At 69.6% G+C, this 16,792-nt stretch carries 18 protein-coding genes; 14 read left to right on the top strand and 4 right to left on the bottom strand.

Annotated elements, in window-relative coordinates; translation table 11 throughout:
- The first annotated feature begins 26 nt into the window (after nucleotides 1-26).
- Entirely contained in the window at nucleotides 27-938 is a 912-nt protein-coding gene (locus tag AB0H76_RS32425; RefSeq protein ID WP_357330836.1) for a LysR family transcriptional regulator, read from the top strand.
- A gap of 23 nt (nucleotides 939-961) precedes the next feature.
- Here AB0H76_RS32425 and AB0H76_RS32420 read toward each other — a convergent pair whose 3' ends face one another.
- Both AB0H76_RS32420 and AB0H76_RS32415 read right to left on the bottom strand, forming a co-directional pair.
- Nucleotides 962-2,092: a VCBS repeat-containing protein gene (locus tag AB0H76_RS32420; protein ID WP_357330835.1), complete on the bottom strand. Its 1,131-nt coding sequence runs from the start codon at nucleotides 2,090-2,092 to the stop codon at nucleotides 962-964.
- Nucleotides 2,093-2,173: 81 nt separating this feature from the next.
- Nucleotides 2,174-2,632, bottom strand: coding sequence for a DUF4377 domain-containing protein (locus AB0H76_RS32415; RefSeq protein ID WP_357330834.1), 459 nt, complete (start codon nucleotides 2,630-2,632; stop codon nucleotides 2,174-2,176).
- Nucleotides 2,633-3,088: 456 nt separating this feature from the next.
- Between AB0H76_RS32415 and AB0H76_RS32410 the strand changes: the two genes are divergently transcribed.
- The 12 genes from AB0H76_RS32410 (at nucleotide 3,089) to AB0H76_RS32355 (ending at nucleotide 13,602) form a co-directional block, all read left to right on the top strand.
- Nucleotides 3,089-3,967 (top strand): ABC transporter permease, encoded by an 879-nt coding sequence (locus AB0H76_RS32410; RefSeq protein ID WP_357330833.1) that lies wholly within the window; start codon nucleotides 3,089-3,091, stop codon nucleotides 3,965-3,967.
- Entirely contained in the window at nucleotides 3,968-4,834 is an 867-nt protein-coding gene (locus AB0H76_RS32405; RefSeq protein ID WP_357330832.1) for an ABC transporter permease, read from the top strand.
- Nucleotides 4,835-4,837: 3 nt separating this feature from the next.
- The gene (locus AB0H76_RS32400) at nucleotides 4,838-5,893 is read left to right on the top strand and encodes an MlaD family protein (protein ID WP_357330831.1); all 1,056 of its coding nucleotides are present in this window, start codon (nucleotides 4,838-4,840) and stop codon (nucleotides 5,891-5,893) included.
- Complete coding sequence (locus AB0H76_RS32395) at nucleotides 5,890-6,894, top strand: MlaD family protein (RefSeq protein ID WP_357330830.1); 1,005 nt, start codon at nucleotides 5,890-5,892, stop codon at nucleotides 6,892-6,894. The genes AB0H76_RS32400 and AB0H76_RS32395 overlap by 4 nt, the downstream gene beginning before the upstream one ends.
- On the top strand, nucleotides 6,882-7,913 hold the full coding sequence (locus AB0H76_RS32390) for an MlaD family protein (protein WP_357330829.1): 1,032 nt from the start codon (nucleotides 6,882-6,884) through the stop codon (nucleotides 7,911-7,913). The genes AB0H76_RS32395 and AB0H76_RS32390 overlap by 13 nt, the downstream gene beginning before the upstream one ends.
- Nucleotides 7,913-9,016 carry an MlaD family protein gene (locus AB0H76_RS32385; protein WP_357330828.1) on the top strand — a complete coding sequence of 368 codons (1,104 nt, stop codon included), beginning with the start codon at nucleotides 7,913-7,915 and terminating at the stop codon, nucleotides 9,014-9,016. Before AB0H76_RS32390 ends, AB0H76_RS32385 begins: the two co-directional genes overlap by 1 nt.
- A complete protein-coding gene (locus tag AB0H76_RS32380; RefSeq protein ID WP_357330827.1) occupies nucleotides 9,013-10,095 on the top strand; it encodes an MlaD family protein in 1,083 nt (360 codons plus the stop codon). The genes AB0H76_RS32385 and AB0H76_RS32380 overlap by 4 nt, the downstream gene beginning before the upstream one ends.
- Nucleotides 10,092-11,054, top strand: a complete 963-nt coding sequence (locus AB0H76_RS32375) for an MlaD family protein (protein ID WP_357330826.1) — start codon at nucleotides 10,092-10,094, stop codon at nucleotides 11,052-11,054. The genes AB0H76_RS32380 and AB0H76_RS32375 overlap by 4 nt, the downstream gene beginning before the upstream one ends.
- A gap of 243 nt (nucleotides 11,055-11,297) precedes the next feature.
- Entirely contained in the window at nucleotides 11,298-11,933 is a 636-nt protein-coding gene (locus tag AB0H76_RS32370; protein ID WP_357330825.1) for a hypothetical protein, read from the top strand.
- A gap of 8 nt (nucleotides 11,934-11,941) precedes the next feature.
- The gene (locus AB0H76_RS32365; protein WP_357330824.1) at nucleotides 11,942-12,190 is read left to right on the top strand and encodes a hypothetical protein; all 249 of its coding nucleotides are present in this window, start codon (nucleotides 11,942-11,944) and stop codon (nucleotides 12,188-12,190) included.
- 143 nt (nucleotides 12,191-12,333) lie between these two features.
- On the top strand, nucleotides 12,334-12,534 hold the full coding sequence (locus tag AB0H76_RS32360; protein ID WP_357330823.1) for a hypothetical protein: 201 nt from the start codon (nucleotides 12,334-12,336) through the stop codon (nucleotides 12,532-12,534).
- Between the two features lie 66 nt (nucleotides 12,535-12,600).
- Complete coding sequence (locus tag AB0H76_RS32355; RefSeq protein ID WP_357330822.1) at nucleotides 12,601-13,602, top strand: DUF418 domain-containing protein; 1,002 nt, start codon at nucleotides 12,601-12,603, stop codon at nucleotides 13,600-13,602.
- Nucleotides 13,603-13,608: 6 nt separating this feature from the next.
- Here the strand turns inward: AB0H76_RS32355 and AB0H76_RS32350 are convergent, their stop codons facing one another.
- The gene (locus AB0H76_RS32350; protein WP_357330821.1) at nucleotides 13,609-14,772 is read right to left on the bottom strand and encodes a cytochrome P450; all 1,164 of its coding nucleotides are present in this window, start codon (nucleotides 14,770-14,772) and stop codon (nucleotides 13,609-13,611) included.
- Nucleotides 14,773-14,922: 150 nt separating this feature from the next.
- Here AB0H76_RS32350 and AB0H76_RS32345 point away from each other — a divergent pair, with 150 nt between their 5' ends.
- Nucleotides 14,923-16,503, top strand: coding sequence for a Na+/H+ antiporter (locus tag AB0H76_RS32345; RefSeq protein ID WP_357330820.1), 1,581 nt, complete (start codon nucleotides 14,923-14,925; stop codon nucleotides 16,501-16,503).
- Here the strand turns inward: AB0H76_RS32345 and AB0H76_RS32340 are convergent.
- A complete protein-coding gene (locus tag AB0H76_RS32340; protein ID WP_357330819.1) occupies nucleotides 16,500-16,694 on the bottom strand; it encodes a hypothetical protein in 195 nt (64 codons plus the stop codon). The genes AB0H76_RS32345 and AB0H76_RS32340 overlap by 4 nt on opposite strands.
- Nucleotides 16,695-16,792 lie beyond the last annotated feature (98 nt).

The raw sequence follows: 16,792 nt of genomic DNA, 5'->3' as shown, positions 1-16,792 counted from the left end.
TAGCTATGCATGCATAGAGTGGTTCTATGCCTCTCTCGCCGCGCGTCCCCGATCTGGCCGCGCTGGATCTGCTGCTCTCGGTCATCGAGCTGGGCAGCCTCGGTCGCGCCGCGCAGGTGCACGGGATCAGCCAGCCCTCGGCCTCCTCGCGCATCCGCTACCTGGAGAAACTGGTCGGGACACCGGTGCTGGAGCGCACCACGCTCGGCTCCCGGCCGACGCCGGCGGGCGCGCTGATCGCCGCCTGGGCGCGCCAGGTCGTCGACGCCGCCGGGCAATTGGACGCCGGGATCGACGCCCTGCGGGCCGAGCGCGATTCCCGGCTGCGGGTGGCGGCCAGTCAGACCGTCGCCGAATACCTGTTCCCGGGTTGGCTGATGACGATGCGGCTCACCGCACCCGAGGTCACCATCGCGCTGGAATCCGGGAACTCCGTCGAGGTGGCCCAGGCGGTGCTCGACGGCAAGGCCGGAATCGGGTTCATCGAGAGCCCACAGGCCTTCCGCGGCTTGGAAAGTCATGTGGTGGCCCGGGACCGGCTGCTGGTGGTCGTCGCGCCGCAGCACCGGTGGGCTCGGCGCGGGTCGGTGACCCGCGCCGAGCTCGCGGCCACCGCGCTGATCCAGCGCGAGCCCGGCTCCGGCACCAGAACACTGTTCGAAAGGGTGCTCACCCGTGCGGTGCCGGACTGGCAGCCCACGGTGGCGCTGGAGTTGTCCTCCACCACCGCGATCAAGACCGCCGTCGCCGCCGGAGTCGGTGTCTCGGTGCTGAGTTCGCTCGCGGTGGCCGCCGACATCGCCGCGGGCACCCTGGTCGCCCCCGAGGTGGCCGACCTGGACCTGAGCCGCAGCCTGCGCGCGGTGTGGCCGAAGGGCCAGCGCCCGACCGGACCGGCGCGCGACCTGTACGCGATCGCCCTGAAGAGCGCGTCATAGCGTGGTTCTATGACGCCTCGGCGTCAGGAGATGTTCTTCAGGAACGACACCGCGTTCGCGCTGCCCGCGACCACGATGTCGAGCTTGCCGTCGCGGTCGAAGTCGGCCACGACCGGCGTCTGCGGCTGCGAGGTCACCCCGAAATCGCCGGCCTTGGCGATGGTGCCGTCGCCTTTTCCGCTGAGCACCACCATCTTCGAGTTGAGCACCGCCGACATCGCCGCATCCAGTTTCCCGTCCCGGTCGAAGTCGCCCACGGCGATACCGGTCGGCCCGAGTCCGGACAGCGCTACCCGGTCGGTCTTCGAGAAGCCGCCCTGGCCGTTGGAGGTCAGCAGGGTCGTGCTGAAGGAGAAGGAGTCGGCGGTGATCACGTCGTCGATGCCGTCGCCGTTGAAGTCACCGGCGCGCACGGCCTCGGTGATCAGGCCCGAGGTGCTCGCCCCGCGCAGCTGGAAACTGCCGTCGCCCTTGCCCGTGAAGACGTGCACCTGTTGCAGCACATCGTTGTTCACCGCCAAGTCGATCCGGTTGTCGGCGTTGAACCTGCCGAGGGTGAACGAGGCGGCGACGCCGGGAATGATGCTGGTCGGGCCGGAATCCAGGCCGCCGTCGCCCTTGCCGAACCAGGTCTTGACCCCGGCGGGCGCGAGGCTGAGCACGTCGGCCTTGCCGTCGCCGTTGGTGTCGGCGACCGCGACCTCCTGCTGGGCTCCCTCCAGTGTCGTGACCTTCTTGGGCGCGGCGAAGGTGCCGTCGCCGTTGTTGAGGAAGGTGGCCACGAAGGTCCACGCCTGCGCCACCACATCGGGGGCGCCGTCACCGTTCAGATCGCCCGCGGCGACCGCGCCGTAGCCGATGCCGACATCGCCGACCCGGGTGCCGGTGTTGAACCTGCCGTCGCCCTTGCCGGCCATGAGAATCGGCCCGGCGCCTTGGAAGTCGGCCGCGACGATGTCGATGATGTCGTCGCCGTTGAAGTCCGCGCCGACGGTGCCGCCCGGCGACGGGCCCGGGCCCCAGGACGGAAAGGACCCGCCGGAGGGCGAATCCACCTTGGCGGCGAAGGTGATCGGCCCAGCGTGGGCGGCGCCGGTGGCGAACAGGTAGAACGCGGCGGTGCCGGCGGCGAGGGCGAGGGGAGTGGTGCGCATGCGGGGTACTTCCTGACGTGCGGGTAGGTTCCATACCTGGGCTCGGACCCTATGACGCATGTCACGCGAAGATATTGCGATTCAACGGAATTCGTTCAGGTGCCCAGCGCGGCCGGGCACTGTGCCCAGCCCTCGGCGCCCACCGGTCAGGCCCGGCCCGTCGAGGCCGATATTGCTGGGCGGTTCCGCCGGTTCGGGGATGACGCGCTGCTTGTCCAGCACCGCCACCAGCTGCCAGCGCGCCGCGTCCGGCGCGGATTGCCCGGCCGGGTCCGGCTCGACCCGCAGGTGGTATCGATAGCCCGGGTCGTGGTCGAAGCCGTCGATCTCGTCGTAGCAGAGCTCCCAGGGCCCGTTCGGGTCGCGGCGGATTTGCAGGCATCGCTGCTCGGAGGTCTCGGTGCAGCGCATGGTCTCGTGCGCGACGTCCACCTCGAAGGCTTTCGCTGGGGATTCGGCTGGTGCGGAGGAGCCGCACGCGGCCGCGGCGGGCAGAATCGCGGCACCGAGCAGAACTGCGTGACAGAGCCGTAGCTGCATCGGTCCGACGTTAATAGCTGAGAATTAGCTATATCGCGAAAATGGCTCGATGGTGGCACTGCGGAAGAGTGTTTGCTGTAGGAGGGGAAGGCAATCTCGCGGCAAACTGAAATTGACTCTCAGAAGTCTTCCGGCTCGGTTGCGGCCGCCGCCGCCGGATGCCGCATTTCCGACTTCAGTCCTTGTTGCGCGATGCCGCGAGAAATGGCAGAAAGGGTGTTGTGCTGCGCATTTGTGGTCTCTATCGCTTTCGTGAACGTCCTGTGATGCGCTTCATGAATAACTCGAATGGTGCCCGAACCCGTGAGTAAGTGGCCAGCGTCACACAGGCGCGATTTTGTTGTGACCTAGAGTACCTATTAGCTTGCTTGAGTTGGCATTGCTGCCGGATTCGGAGAGATACCTGATGAACTTCGACACAACCCGTGCCATCGGCGTGGGGCACGGAACTCGCGTATGACCCCGGATACCCCTACCGCGCTGGCCCAACTCGAACGCCTGCGGGCGGAAAAGCGCCGCGACTCCGCGGTCCAGGTGGTCCGCAAGAACTTCTCCGACACCGTGGTGTCCTCGCTGCGCACCTTCGGCCGTGCCGTGGGCATGGCCGAGGAATCGGTGACCGGCGCCGCCGGCGACATCGCGCGCGGCAAATTCCAGTGGCGCGAGGCCATCCTGCAGGCCTGGCGGCTGATCACGGTGACGACCATCCCGGCGATCCTGATCGCGATCCCGTTCGGCGTGATCGTGTCCATCCAGGTCGGCAATCTCATTCACACCCTGGGCGCGGACTCGCTGCTCGGCGCGACCGGCGGCCTCGGCGTCATCAAGCAGGGCGCCCCGATGGCCACCGGCTTCCTGCTCGGCGGCGCGGGCGCCGCCGCGATCGCCGCCGACCTCGGCGCGCGCACCATCCGCGAGGAGATCGACGCCCTGCACACCATGGGCATCAACCCGATCAACCGGTTGGTGATCCCGCGCATGGCGGCCATGCTGATCGTCGCGCCGCTGCTCAACGTCCTCATCATCTTCGTCGGCGTGCTCGCCGGCTACGCGGTCGCGATCGCGGGCCAGGGCGTCACGCCGGGCAGCTACTGGGCCACCTTCGGCTCCTTCACCACCACCGCCGACGTGTGGGTCTCGCTGCTCAAAGCGCTGATCTTCGGGTTCCTCGTGGTGATCATCGCCTGCCAGCGCGGCCTGGAGGCCAAGGGCGGGCCGCGCGGCGTGGCCGACGCCGTGAACGCGGCCGTGGTGCTCTCGGTGGTCTCGATCGTCATCGTGAATCTGGCGATGACCCAGGTCACCGCCATGTTCCTACCCACGAAGCTGGCCTAGATGACGACCTCCTCCTACACCCCGAAGGGGTTGCGCTGGGTCGCGCGCTATTTCCGGCGCGGCAGCCGGGTCATGCGCGCGGCCGACATGCTCGGTTTCATCGCGGTCTTCGTCTGGCAGGTGCTCTCGGCGATCCCGCTGACCCTCAAGCGCTATCGCGCCGAGACCATGCGCGCCATCACCAACATGACCTGGGGCCGCGGCTCCATCGTGGTCGGCGGCGGCACGGTGCCGATGATGATCGTGCTCGGCCTGGTGATGGGCGCCTCGGTGGCCGTGGAGTCCTTCGCGACGCTGGACATGCTCGGCATGGGCCCGGTCACCGGCGTCGTCTCGGCCTACGCGACCACCCGCGAGCTGGCCCCGATCGCCGCCGCGGTGGGCTTCGCCGCGCAGGCGGGCTGCCGGATCACCGCCGAGATCGGCTCCATGCGCATCTCCGAGGAGATCGACGCGATCGAGTCGCTGGGCCTGCGCTCGGTGCCGTTCGTGGTGACAACCCGGGTGATCGCGGGCGCGCTGGCCATCATCCCGACCTTCCTGATCGCGCTGATCCTGTCCTACGGCGCCTGCCGCGGGCTGATCACGCTGGTGCACGGGCAGTCGGCGGGCGTCTACGACCACTACTTCTTCCAGTTCGTCTCCGGTTTCGACGTGATCGCCGCCGTGCTCAAGGTGGCCATCTTCGGCACCGTGGTGATCCTGGTGCACAGCTACTACGGCTTCTTCGCCACCGGCGGTCCCGAGGGTGTCGGCATCGCGTCCGGGCGGGCGGTGCGGGCCAGTTTCGTATCGATCATCGCCATCGACATGGTGCTGTCCATCGTGTTCTGGGGTTTCAACGCGGCGATCAGTTTTACGGGGTGAGTAATGCCTAATTACGGATTGCCCGGCGTCGCCGCGGACAAGAAGAAGGCCCGCACGGTCGGGCTGACGATCGTCGCCCTCCTCGCGGTGGTGGCGCTGGCGACCTCGCTGTACCGGAATCTGCGCACCGAGGACGGGCTGCGGATCGCGCTGCACACCGAGCAGGTCGGCGACGGGCTGAGCGCGGGCACCCAGGTGCGCCTGGACGGCGTGCAGGTGGGCAAGGTCGAGGAGATCAGCCCCGACGCCAACGGCACCCAGCGGATCATGTTGCGGCTGGACGGTTCCCGGCTGTACGGCATCGACGACAGCCTGCGGGTGGACTACGCCCCCGCCAACCTGTTCGGCATCAGTGAGCTCGAATTGCTCCGGGGCGCGGGCGGTTCGCCGCTGCGGGCCGGCAGCGTCGTCGATCTGACCGGGCCGCGCTCGGATCGCGTCTATGACGCCACCATGGGTTCGATCCTGCGCAGCCTGTCCCAGGTGGGCGCGGCCGTGCTGACCCCGCAGCTGGCCACCGTCATCGCGCAGGTGTCCGCGGACTTCCAGGCGATGACGCCGCTGGTGCAGGCGCTGATCCAGGTTTCCAAGATCATCGCCGACAACCAGAACATGCCGCCCTCCGAGCTGCTCGGTCAGCTCGGGCCGGCCTTCGACGGCGGCGGCAAGTTCGCCGGCGCGACCATCCAGATCCTCGATCAGGTGCACGACATCCGGATCACCCAGACCGACAAGGACCGCTACGACGTGGGCGTCGCGGCGCTGACCGGCAAGATCCTGCCCGGCCTCGCGACCACGGTGACCGCGGCGGGCAATCAGCTGGCCGAGGCCACCGACATGCTCGCGCCGATGCTGACCGTGCTGGCGCAGATGGTGCCGCGGCCGCAGCAGTCGGCGGCGGAACTGCGCCTGCTGCTGGAGCGGTTGCGCGCGGCGATGCCGGATACCCCCGACGGCCCGGTGCTGAATCTGCGGGTCGATCTCCAGAACGTGCCCGGTATCGCGGTGCCGCTGCTGGGCCGGCCCGCGGCCGCCGTCCCCGAAGGAGGTCAGCGATGACCGTACGAAGTGCGGCCTGGCGGCTGGTGCTGTTCGCGGGCGTGATGATGGTGGTGCTGGCCCTGGTGCTGACCGCGATCAAGCGCCCCGTCGACGGCGACACCCACGCCCACGACGCCCTGTTCACCGACGCCAACGGCCTCAAGGTCGGCGACGACGTGCGCATGTACGGCGTCCAGGTGGGCAAGGTGGAGCGCGTCTCGCTCGACGGCGTGAAGGCCAGAATCCATCTCACCGTGCGGAATTCGACGCCGGTCTACGACAACTCGGTGCTGGCCATCCGGTATCAGAACCTCACCGGGCAGCGCTACATCGACCTGCAGCAGCAGCCGAATCCCGGGCTGCGCCTGGTCGACGACGCGACCATCGGCACCGACATGACGATCCCGTCCTTCGATGTCACCAGCCTGTTCAACGGGTTGAAGCCGGTGCTGGCGACGCTGTCGCCGGAGGCGGTCAACAAGTTCACCGAGAACATGCTCGCGGTGCTGCAGGGTGACGGCAACGGCCTGGGGCCCGCGATGGAGTCCATCGCCGAGCTCAGCGCCTACGTCGGTGACCGGCAGCAGGTGATCGGCACGCTGGTCAAGAACATGTCCGACATCTCCGACCGGGTCGGCGGGCGGGTGCACTACCTGGTCCCGCTGCTGGCGCGGCTCACCGACATCTTCGTCTCGCTGCAGGAGAACATCGGCGGCCTGGCGCAATTCGCGATGACCGCGCCCTCGGTGCTGGGGCCGCTGGATCGCCTGCTCGGCACGCTCGGGCTGGACCAGTCCGGCGCGGCCGATCTGGACGCGCAGATCCGCGGCCTGTTCCCGGATCCGCAACAGGCGGTCGAGGTGTTCGGCAAGCTGCCCGGCCTGCTCGACGCGGTCGACAACGCGCTGCCGCAGCACGTCGCGGGCTGGAAACCGCAGTGCAGCAAGGGCGCCGCGGACCTCCCGGCCCCGGTGCAGGTGCTCATCGCCGGACAGAAGGTGGCGGTATGCCAGGCATGATCTCCCGGTTGTTCGGCGGCGACCGCCGCGTGCTCGACGACACCGCGAAGCGCCGCCGCGAGGTGCGCCTGGGCATCCTCGGCGTGGTGCTGCTGGTGGTCGGCGTGATCGCGGCCGGCGCGCTCTACGTGGTGCCGTTCGGCAAGACCACCTACACCGCCGAGCTGTCCGAAGCCCAGTCCGTCAAGCCCGGCGACGACGTCCGGCTGGCCGGTATCTCGGTGGGTTCGGTGAAATCGCTGGAGCTGAAGCCGGATCGGGTGGTCATGGAGTTCACCGTCGACAACGAGGTGTTCGTCGGGGACAAGAGCTCGCTGGACATCCGGATGCTGACCGTGGTCGGCGGCCACTACGTCGCGCTGTTCCCGGCCGGGGACAACCCGCTGGGCGGCAACGCGATTCCCGCGGACCGGGTACGCCTGCCCTACAGCCTGGTGCAGACCTTCCAGGACGCGACGACGCCGCTGAGCAAGATCGACGGCAACACCCTGCGCGACAATCTCGCCAGCCTGAACAAGTCGATCGACGACGCCCCAGACGCGGTGCGCACCACCCTGGACACCGTCGGCGGCTACATCGACGCCATCGATCGCCAGCGCACCCAGGTCTCCAACGCCATTGCCGTGGCCAGCGAATACGTCCGGATGTACGACGGCGCCAAGAGCAGCCTGAAACTGCTCATGGACAGCGCCAATCAGCTCGAGACCGTGCTGATCGACAAGCGCGCCGAGATGCGCGAGGCGGTGGCGCTGCTGAACAGCGTCGTGCAGCGCCTCGCGCTGCTCGCCCCGACCTGGGATTCCACCCTGAAGCCCCGGGCGCAGGAGCTGGCCGACGCGCTGCCCAGGCTGGAGGACATGGGCGGCCGGCTGGAGCCGGTGATCGCCTCCGCGAACGCCCTGACCGCCAAGCTGCGTGAGCTGGCCATCCCCGAGGGCGGGATCGTGATCGACCAGTCCGGTGACACCGTGCCGGCGCCCGCGGGCCTGTGTGTGCCGCTACCCGGGAAGGAGTGCTGATGCTGAACCGGGTACTGGGCAGCCAGGCGTTCATGTCGATCGCCGGCGCCGTCGTCATCGGGATGCTCGCGATCGCGGGCTATTTCGTCGCCTTCGATCCGCTGCACAAGACGCAGAGCTACTGCGCGATCATGACCGACAGCATCGGGCTCTACCCCGGCAATCAGGTGACGATGCGCGGTATCACCGTCGGCACCGTCACCTCGGTGCGCAACCAGGGCACCGACGTGCGCGTCGAATTCGACGTCGACGCCGATCACCCGGTGCTCGCCGACGCCGCGGCCACCACCGTGTCCGACACCGTGGTCGCCGATCGGGAGCTGGCCGTGCTGTCCTCGGGCAAGGACACCGAGCGCTGGAACAGCGGGCAGTGCATCACCAAGACGCTGACCCCGAAGAGCCTCACCCAGACGCTCACCGCGCTGGCGCAATTGTCCGATCAGATCGTGGGGCCGGATCCGGCGCAGCCCAATTCGCTCGCCGACGGCCTCTCGTCGCTGGACCGGGCGACCGCGGGCACCGGCCCGCAGATCAACGAGCTGATCAAGAAGCTGGGCTCGGCGCTGAAGACGCCGGACGCCGACATCGCCAACCTCGCCGGTATTTTCGACGCGTTCGCCTCGGTGTCGGTGAAGGTGCAGGAGCACTGGGGTGATCTGCAGTCGATGCTGACCCGGCTCGGGCCCGCCCTGCACCAGGCCAGTGCCGAGCTGCTCGGCCCCGGCGCCGAACTGTTCGACGGGCTGCGGCAACTGCTGCCGATGCTCAACGACATCACCACCATGTTCGGCGGCCGGATCGGCGCGCTGCTCGACCAGAGCGTTCCGCTGATCAAGCTGCTGCGCGCCAATGTCGGCTCGCTGCGCGAGATCGTGCTGACCACCCCCGTGGTGGCCTCGGCGTTCCAGAGTGTGCTCGATCCGCGGACCGGGGCGGCCGGGATCAGTTACGCGCCGCCGAAGGTCGCGATCCCGCAGCCGGACGCGGAGCAGGTGTGTGCCGCGCTCAACGTCCTCACCCCGGGGCGGTGCGCCGGCGCGGCCGACGGGATGATGCAGGTTTCCTTGACGCAGCTGGTGCTGGGATCGGTTGGTGCGCAATGAGATCGGTGACCCTGCGGATTCCGGATCGGAAAGCCGTGCGGCGCGGGGCGCTGGCGCTGGCACTGACGGCCGCGGTCGCGGTCGGCGGCTGCGGATTCGACCCCGCGACGGTGCCGGTGCCCGGCACCTCGGTCTCCGGCCCGACCTATCGGCTGCGGATCGAATTCGCGAATGTGCTGAATCTGCCCGCACGCGCGAAGGTCATCGCCAACGGCGCCCAGGTCGGCACCGTCGAGGACGTGACCGTGGTGCCGGCCGACAAGGCCCCGGCCGGGCGCGGCGGTTACGTGGTGGTCGACGCCGACATCGCCGAGTCGGTGCGGCTGCCCGCGAGCACCATCGCCGAGCTGCGCCAGAACACCGTGCTCGGTGACATCCACATCGCTTTGACCACGCCCACGGACGGTTTCGGCTCGCTGCTCGGCGCCGAGCCCGTCATCGATCTGGCGCACAGCCGCCCGCCTGTGCAGCTCGAGGACACCATGGCCGCCATGGCGTTCTTCATCCAGGGCGGCGCGGTCGGTCAGATGCAGGACATCATCAACCGGTTCAACTCCGTGCTGCCGCAGGATCCGAAGGAAACGGCGCGGATCTCCCAGGTGATGGGCGCCGACGCCGCCGACCTGGCCGCGCACCTGGACGAGGTGGACAAGGCGCTGGCCGGTCTGAGCACCAATGCCGAGGTGCTGCACGACTTGCGGCCCGAACTGGACAACATCCTCAGCGCCGAGTCGGTGCAGCGGGTGAACGGGACCGTGCAGTCGATCGACGGTGTCGCCAAGATCTTCGGTGTCCTCGGCCCGGTCGGTGAGTCGCTGGTGTGGCTGGCCCCGCTGGTGCAGTCCGGTGACGCCGCGGCCAAGGCGTTCGTGCCGCTGGCCACCGGCGGCCCGCTCGATGTGCGCTCCCCGTCGAATCTGGCCATGCTCGTGGCCTTCCTGCGGGACAAGGTGATCCCGTTCGCCGAACGCGGTCCGAAAGTGAATATCACCGGCGTGCAAGTGAATTCGCAGGAGACCGACGCCGAACAGGTGGACCGGATGGTGCAGGCGCTGCGCATGATCGGAGCTGTGCGATGAAGATCAAGCCGGGCTCACTGGCCTCGCTGGCCGGTATCGCCACCATCCTCGTGCTCGGCGCGGCCTACCTCACCTTCGGGGTGGTGCGCTTCGATCCGTTCGCCGACTACACCAATGCCTCCATGGTGCTGAAGAATTCGGGCGGGCTCGGCGTCGGATCGCCGATTCTGCTCACCGGCATCCCGGTCGGCAAGGTGACCTCGGTCGACAGCACCGCCGCCGGTGTCGAGGTCGGCTTCCGGGTCGACGGCGAGCAGCGGCTGCCCACCGACAGCGTGGTCACCATCGAGCATCTGTCCGCGCTCGGTGAGCCGTATGTGCAATTCCTCCCCAAGCGGGGCGGCGGCCCGTACCTGCGGGACGGGCAGCGCCTGGACACCGCCGATGTGAAGACGCCGCTGTCCATCGCCGAGGTGGCGCGCATGGTCACCAAGACCATGAACCAGCTCGACCCGAACGTGGTCGACTCGCTGGTGCAGACCATGAGCAAATCGCTGACCGGCACCGAGGCCGTGATGCCGGAACTGGCGCGCTCGGGTGATCTGCTGGCCTCCACCATCATGACCCGCTCGCCCAAGATCGCCGAGCTGCTCAACAGTTTCCAGTACACCGCCAAGGACATCGACTGGGCGAATCCGGCGCTGTCGCAAGCCGCGCCGAACTTCGTCGAGTTCGGTCGGGTGCTCGACGGATTGGTCGAATCGGTCGGCCGGCTGGTCGCGTCCGGGAACGCGCCGGAGATGTATTTGGAAGGCAATGGCCTGGTGCCGTTCCTGGAGCAGATCACCCAGTGGCTCAACGAAGTCGGACCGGAACTGAAATCGCTGATTCCGGGGCTGCGGCCACTGACCGACGCGGTCACCTCGAGTGCGCCGAAACTCGATCTGAGCACCTTGATCTCGCAGGCGCTGCAAGGCACCGGGGACGACGCGGTCCGCGTGCGGGTCGCGGTCAAGTAAGGCGCGCTTCCAGAACACGACACGAAGCCGATATTGCAGCAAATTAATAGACAACTGAATTCGCAGTTTTGAACTGCGAAAATATGGCGTGTCAAAGGTTACGAAGTTTCCAGCAAACTTCCGGTAGCCTCCCTGGAGACCAGCTATTCGTGACGGTATTCCCTGTTCAGCAGAGAAGGCGGTGCGATGGTGGAATCCGAGGGCGACCCCGGACCGAGAGAAGATTGGCGCGATAACACCCGCGTGCTGTCGATTGTCGCTGCCTTGGCGGCCGGCGCCGCGGTGATCGTTTCCGTCGCCATGATCATGCGCTCGGAGGAGCCCGCGGACGATGCCGCGCGGGTCTCCGCCGCCTATTCGGCCATCCCGAATTCGCCGACGGTCGCCCCGCCGCCCGCCCCGCCGTTTCCCGCGCGTCAGGTCGGTGACGACTGCTCGGCCGGCGGCGTACAGGCGCGCTGGGAGATGCGACGGGGCACCTGGAACTGTGCCGCGGTGAAGCTGGGCCCGAACGGAAAGACGGTGGGCGAGGACTGCTCCCGCGACGGCGTGGCCAAGCGCTGGGGTTTCCTGCCCGACGGGAGTTGGGCGTGCAGCCCGCCGCCCGCGACGGTCGCCGGCGCCCCACCGCCGCCGCCCGCTCCGCCGGTCCCCGCACCGCCCCCGCCGCCACCGCCCGTGCCCGAGGTTCCGCCGCCCGCGCCGGAACCCGTCGCGCCGCCGCCCGCGTACGAGCCGCAGTACGTCCCCGAATACTCGCCGCCGCCCGCGCCGGAGCCGGTCGAGGAGGCACCCGCGCCGCCGCCTCCGCCACCGCCGCCGCCCCCGATGTTGCCCCATATCGAGCTACCGCCCCTACCCTTCTTCCCGCCGAGGTGACCGCATAGATGGCAGCCGTACCGAGCGACCGTTGGGCCGCTCTCAGGCAGACCCTGATCGCTCTGTTGCTCTTCCTACTCTGGCGGGCCGGCCGGCTCTGCCACGCCCCGCCCGCGCCCCTGCCCGACCCGCCCGCCCGCGTGCCGCGGGCGGGCGGACCACGGCCCTGGCTGCATCGGCTGCACGCGCCGCACGCGGACCTCGACGAGTCGGGACCCGCCGCGCCCACCCGGACCTGCCGGCAACTTCCGCGGTGACCGGACCGCGAACACGCTGCGTGACGGGGTCGCCTGGAGCCGTTCCCGAAATTCGGTGGACGCGGCTGGGATCGTTGAAGGGTGATCGATGTTCCGGAGTTCTTCGCACGACGGCTGGTCCGAATCGCTGACCCGGGCCGGGAGTGGCCGGACTGTTCGCCCGGACCGGCCGGGTGCTGGGCGGCCCGTTGAATCCGATGTGGTGGCGCCGCTTCTCCGCCAAGAAGCCCGAGCGCCGCATCACCCGGCCGGCGCCCGCGCCCTGGGGTAATCAGCTCAGACCGAATCCGAGCGCCACGCGGCCGCCGAACCGGCCCGCCGCCCGGCCGCTGCGGCACTGGTAGCCGCGCACCGGCCGACATCGCCGGGAAATGTGGGGGAGTCCCACCAACTCTCGATAGCGTATGGCTATGTCAGGTGGTGGTGCTGGGCCGACGCGGGCGCCGGAGCTGGACGCGCTGCGGGGGCTCGCCGTGGCCGGGATGGTGATCGTGCAGGCCTGGCACGTGACGGGGATACCGGCCACCGTGACGCCCGGGGTGCTGGATCCACTGCGGCATGTGCTGGCGGTCGTGGTCGAGGGCTGCTTCCTGCCGATCTTCGCTTTCCTGTTCGGACTGAGCTTTTCGATGCTCGCGGATCGGCCGTGGCCGGTCCTGCTGCGCCGGATGCTGGCGCTGGGTGGGCTGGGGCTGATCCACCAGGTCTTCCAGCCGGGGGAGGCGCTGCTGCCCTACGCGGTGGCGGGCGCGGTGATCCTGCTGCCCGCGGCGGGCCTGCCGCGCTGGGCGGTGCTGGGTGCCGGGCTCGCGGCGACGACGGGGGCGGCGCTGCTGCTCGGCGACGGCTTCGGCCTGGTCCCCGGGCTGTTCCTGCTCGGCCTGGCGGCCGGGCGGTTCGGCGTGGTCGAGGCGCTGCGCGACCGCGCCTGGATGCCGGCGGCGGCGTTCGCGCTGGCGCTGCCCGCCGCGGTGGTCGCGGGCAAGTGGGAGTTCCGGACCTCGTATCTGGATCTGGCGAGTTCGGCGCCCGCGATCGCGGGACTGCTCGGCGCGCTGGCCTACGCGACGGGGTTGCTGCTGGTGTTGCGCACCGGGCCCGGCGCGCTCGCCGGTGAGTTGCTGGCACCGCTGGGCCGGATGGCGCTGACCAACTACCTCCTGGCGACGGCACTGATCCTGGTCGCGGCGGCGACGCTCGGGCCGTCGAGGTCGAACGACTACGCGGTGCTGCTGGCCGTGTCGGCCGGGATCGTCCTGGTGCTGGGCGGGTTCAGCGCGCTGTGGCTGCGCCGGTTGAGTTACGGGCCGGTGGAGTGGCTTTGGCGATGTGCCACCTGGTGGGAGTGGGTGCCGATGGCCCGGCCGCGCCCCGCCCGGGCCGCGAGCCTGGGGCTGCCGAATCTGCGCTAGCCGCGCTCACCCGAGATGGACCGGCAGGGCCAGCGGCCCCCGGTGCCGGAAACCCGAGCGCCATCCGATCGCCGCGGGCTCGACGGCCAAGGTCGTTTCCGGCCATCGGGAGTAGACGTGGTTCAGCGTGGCCGCGGTGATGGTGCGGATCAGCACGGTCCCGACGCAGGCGTGTGGACCGTGGCCCAGACCCAGGTGCGGATTGCGTTTGCGGCGCAGGTCCAGCGTGTCGGGGGCGCTGAAGACGGACGGGTCGTGGTTGGCGGCGCCCAGGCCCAGCAGCACCGTCTGCCCGGCGCGGACGGTGTAGTCGCCCAGTCGCAGGTCGACCTGTGCGAACCGGGGCCCGGCCAGCAGCTGCGGTGACAGGTAGCGGACCAGTTCGTCGACGGCGCGGGCCGGGGCGGCGCGCAGCACGGGTAGCTGATCGGGATGGGCCAGCAGGGCGAGGATCGCGCCCGCCAGCAGGTCCACCATCACCTCGTACCAGACGAACAGCAGATAGAAGAGCACCCCTTGGAGCTCCTCGCCGCTCATCGCACCCTGGTCGCGCGCCGCGCCGAGCCGGCCGAGGACGGTGTCGCTGCCGGCGGCGTGCTCGATGCTCTGCTCGACGATCGAGCGCATCGTGCGCAAGGTCTCGCGGGACTGCGGCAGCGGCTGACCGGCGGGCGCGAGCAGCGTCGAATTCGCCCAGCGCAGCAGGGCTTCGCGGTCCGAGCCGGCCAGCCCGATCAGGTCGCCGAGCAGCGCGGCGGGCAGCGGGACCGCGAGCCGCTCGACCAGATCGACCGGGTGCTGGGCGTCCAGATCTTTCAGCAGCGTGTCGACGAGGTCGGGTGTGCGCCGGGCCCAGTCGTCCAACCGGCGCGGCGAGAGCTCCGCGGTGAGCAACCGGCGCAGGCGGGCGTGCTCGTCGGGGGCGGCCTCGAGCAGGACACCGAAGCCCGGTGGCACGGTGAAGCCGCGGTAGTCGCGCTGGTCGGCGTATTCGGTGCGGGTGGTGAGCCGCCGGTCGAGCAGGCCGGCCCGCACCGCGGCGTGCCCGGTGACCAGCCAGGCGGGCGGGCCGTCCGGGGTCCGCACCCGATGCACGCCGCCCTCGCGGCGCAGCCGATCCAGCACCGGCCACGGCTCCGCCGTGAATCCGGCATCGAAGATTGCCCGCACTCTGCCCCCATTCGCATTGTCTGCCAACCGTTCTCGGCCCCGTCCGATGCGCACCAAGGTACCCGGCCCGGGCCGGGGCGGCACGCGGGGCGGAGTGTCGTCGGCGCGGCTGGACGGCAAACCTGGCCGGGCACCGCAGACTGGTCGGTCATGGACCAGTTGGTGCTGATGCTCACCCTGCTGTTCGCCACGATCCTGGCCGAGCCGCTGGCGCGGCGCATCGGGGTGGCCGCGCCGGTCCTGATGACGCTGTTCGGGTGCGCGGTGGCGCTGATCCCGGTGGCGCCGCACATCCACATTCCGCCGGATCTGATTCTGCCGCTGGTGTTGCCGCCGCTGCTGTACGCGGCCGCCCGCCGGACCTCCTGGCAGCAGTTCGCCGAGAACTGGGCGCCGATCGCGCTGCGGGCGGTCGGGTTGGTGGTGGCGACCGCGGCGGCGGTGGCCGCGGTGTTCCACCACTGGTATCCGGGTGTGCCGATCGCGGCGGCGGTGGTGCTCGGCGCCATGGTCGCGCCGCCGGATCCGATCGCGGCCACCGCGCTCGCGAGCAAACTGGGGCTGCCGCGCCGACTGGTCGTCGTGCTCGACGGCGAGGGCCTGTTCAACGATGTCACCGCGATCGTCATCTACAGCGTCGCGGTGCAGGCGGTGGTGTCCGGGCACTTCTCGACGGCGCACGCGCTGGGTGAGTTCGTGATCTCCGCGGTCGTCGCCGTGCTGGTCGGACTCGCCCTGGGCTGGGTGGGCAGCAAACTGACCGCGTCGTTGGCGGAGGCGGCCTGGCAGGTGGCGGTGAGCCTGCTGCTGCCGTTCGCCGCCTACGGTTTCGCCGAGGCCTGGCAGGGCTCCGGCGTGCTCGCGGTGCTGGTGTGCGCGCTGTATCTGACCGACGCCGTCACCGATATCGGCGATCGGGACTACCGGCTGGTCGGTGACGCCTTCTGGGAGATCGCCGAAATGCTGCTGTCCGGCTTCGCTTTCGGCCTGATCGGCCTGGAACTGGCGACGGTGCTGGAGGCGACCGGCCACGATTGGGTCCGGCTGCTCGGGGTGGCGGGCGCGGTGATCGCGGTGGTCGTCGGGCTCCGGCTGGTCTGGCTGATGGTCACCTGGGCGCTCGGAAAGGGCTGGTGGCGCCGCCTGGACGCCGACGAGCCCTACACCTGGCGCGAGACCATCGTCACCTGGTGGGCGGGCATGCGCGGGGTCGCGAGCGTCGCACTGGCGCTGGCTATTCCGCTGCTCACCGAGGCGGGTGAACAGTTCCCCGGGCGCACCGAGATCCTGTTCACCGCCTTCGCCGTGGTGCTGTTCACGCTGCTGGTGCAGGGCCCGACGCTGCCGCTGGTGGTGCGCCTGACCAAGGTGCACGCCGATACCCAGCACGAGCGCGACCTGGAGCGGCAGCTGTGGGAGCGGGTGATGCGCGCCCAGCTGACCAAACTGAAAGAGCTTGCCGTGCGCGAGAATCTGCCCGACGAGCTCTACGAGGGCCTGCGCGAGCAATTCCGGGCGCGCCTGGCCCGCGCCGATCCGCAGGCCGCCGACGAGGAGGACGCCCGCGCCCAGGCCCGCCAGGACCTGCGGGTGATGCGCCAGGTGCGGGAGGAAATCGTCGAGGCCGGTCGACACGAGGCGCTGGCCGCGCGCCGCGACCCGGGGATGCCCCCGGACGTGGTCGACCGGGTCACCCGCCGGCTCGATCTGGGCCCGGCCAAGCTCGTCTAGTTCGCGGAGACACCGGCCGAGCGCAGCGCGGCCAGCACCTCGCCGTAGCTGAGATCGGAGTTCACCGTGATGGTTTCGGCGGTGCGGTCGACCGAGACGTGGTCGACACCGCCCAGGCTGCGCATCGCCTGCTCGGCGACGACTGCCGTCTCGTCCGAGTAATCGGTGAGGTCGAGGTTGTAGGTAGCCATGGCGCTTCTCCTTGTATTAGGGGTGTCTAGCGCGCATAGACGAAAACAGCTGGTCCAAACGTTGTTTGGGTTCGTATATGCCGGGAATAGCTCCGGTG

The organism is Nocardia sp. NPDC050712, from assembly GCF_040654295.1.
Classification (GTDB): domain Bacteria; phylum Actinomycetota; class Actinomycetes; order Mycobacteriales; family Mycobacteriaceae; genus Nocardia.
The sequence above is the reverse complement of the archived record's forward strand: the minus strand, read 5'-3'. Positions and strand labels throughout refer to the sequence as shown.

Bases quoted from the DNA above. Each gene is read 5' to 3' on its own strand.
- AB0H76_RS32390 (WP_357330829.1), top strand. From the start codon at position 6,882: ATGCCAGGCATGATCTCCCGGTTGTTCGGCGGCGACCGCCGCGTGCTC.
- AB0H76_RS32420 (WP_357330835.1), bottom strand. From the start codon at position 2,092: ATGCGCACCACTCCCCTCGCCCTCGCCGCCGGCACCGCCGCGTTCTAC.
- AB0H76_RS32395 (WP_357330830.1), top strand. From the start codon at position 5,890: ATGACCGTACGAAGTGCGGCCTGGCGGCTGGTGCTGTTCGCGGGCGTG.
- AB0H76_RS32410 (WP_357330833.1), top strand. From the start codon at position 3,089: ATGACCCCGGATACCCCTACCGCGCTGGCCCAACTCGAACGCCTGCGG.
- AB0H76_RS32355 (WP_357330822.1), top strand. From the start codon at position 12,601: ATGTCAGGTGGTGGTGCTGGGCCGACGCGGGCGCCGGAGCTGGACGCG.
- AB0H76_RS32375 (WP_357330826.1), top strand. From the start codon at position 10,092: ATGAAGATCAAGCCGGGCTCACTGGCCTCGCTGGCCGGTATCGCCACC.
- AB0H76_RS32415 (WP_357330834.1), bottom strand. From the start codon at position 2,632: ATGCAGCTACGGCTCTGTCACGCAGTTCTGCTCGGTGCCGCGATTCTG.
- AB0H76_RS32400 (WP_357330831.1), top strand. From the start codon at position 4,838: ATGCCTAATTACGGATTGCCCGGCGTCGCCGCGGACAAGAAGAAGGCC.
- AB0H76_RS32365 (WP_357330824.1), top strand. From the start codon at position 11,942: ATGGCAGCCGTACCGAGCGACCGTTGGGCCGCTCTCAGGCAGACCCTG.
- AB0H76_RS32345 (WP_357330820.1), top strand. From the start codon at position 14,923: ATGGACCAGTTGGTGCTGATGCTCACCCTGCTGTTCGCCACGATCCTG.
- AB0H76_RS32405 (WP_357330832.1), top strand. From the start codon at position 3,968: ATGACGACCTCCTCCTACACCCCGAAGGGGTTGCGCTGGGTCGCGCGC.
- AB0H76_RS32425 (WP_357330836.1), top strand. From the start codon at position 27: ATGCCTCTCTCGCCGCGCGTCCCCGATCTGGCCGCGCTGGATCTGCTG.
- AB0H76_RS32385 (WP_357330828.1), top strand. From the start codon at position 7,913: ATGCTGAACCGGGTACTGGGCAGCCAGGCGTTCATGTCGATCGCCGGC.
- AB0H76_RS32340 (WP_357330819.1), bottom strand. From the start codon at position 16,694: ATGGCTACCTACAACCTCGACCTCACCGATTACTCGGACGAGACGGCA.
- AB0H76_RS32380 (WP_357330827.1), top strand. From the start codon at position 9,013: ATGAGATCGGTGACCCTGCGGATTCCGGATCGGAAAGCCGTGCGGCGC.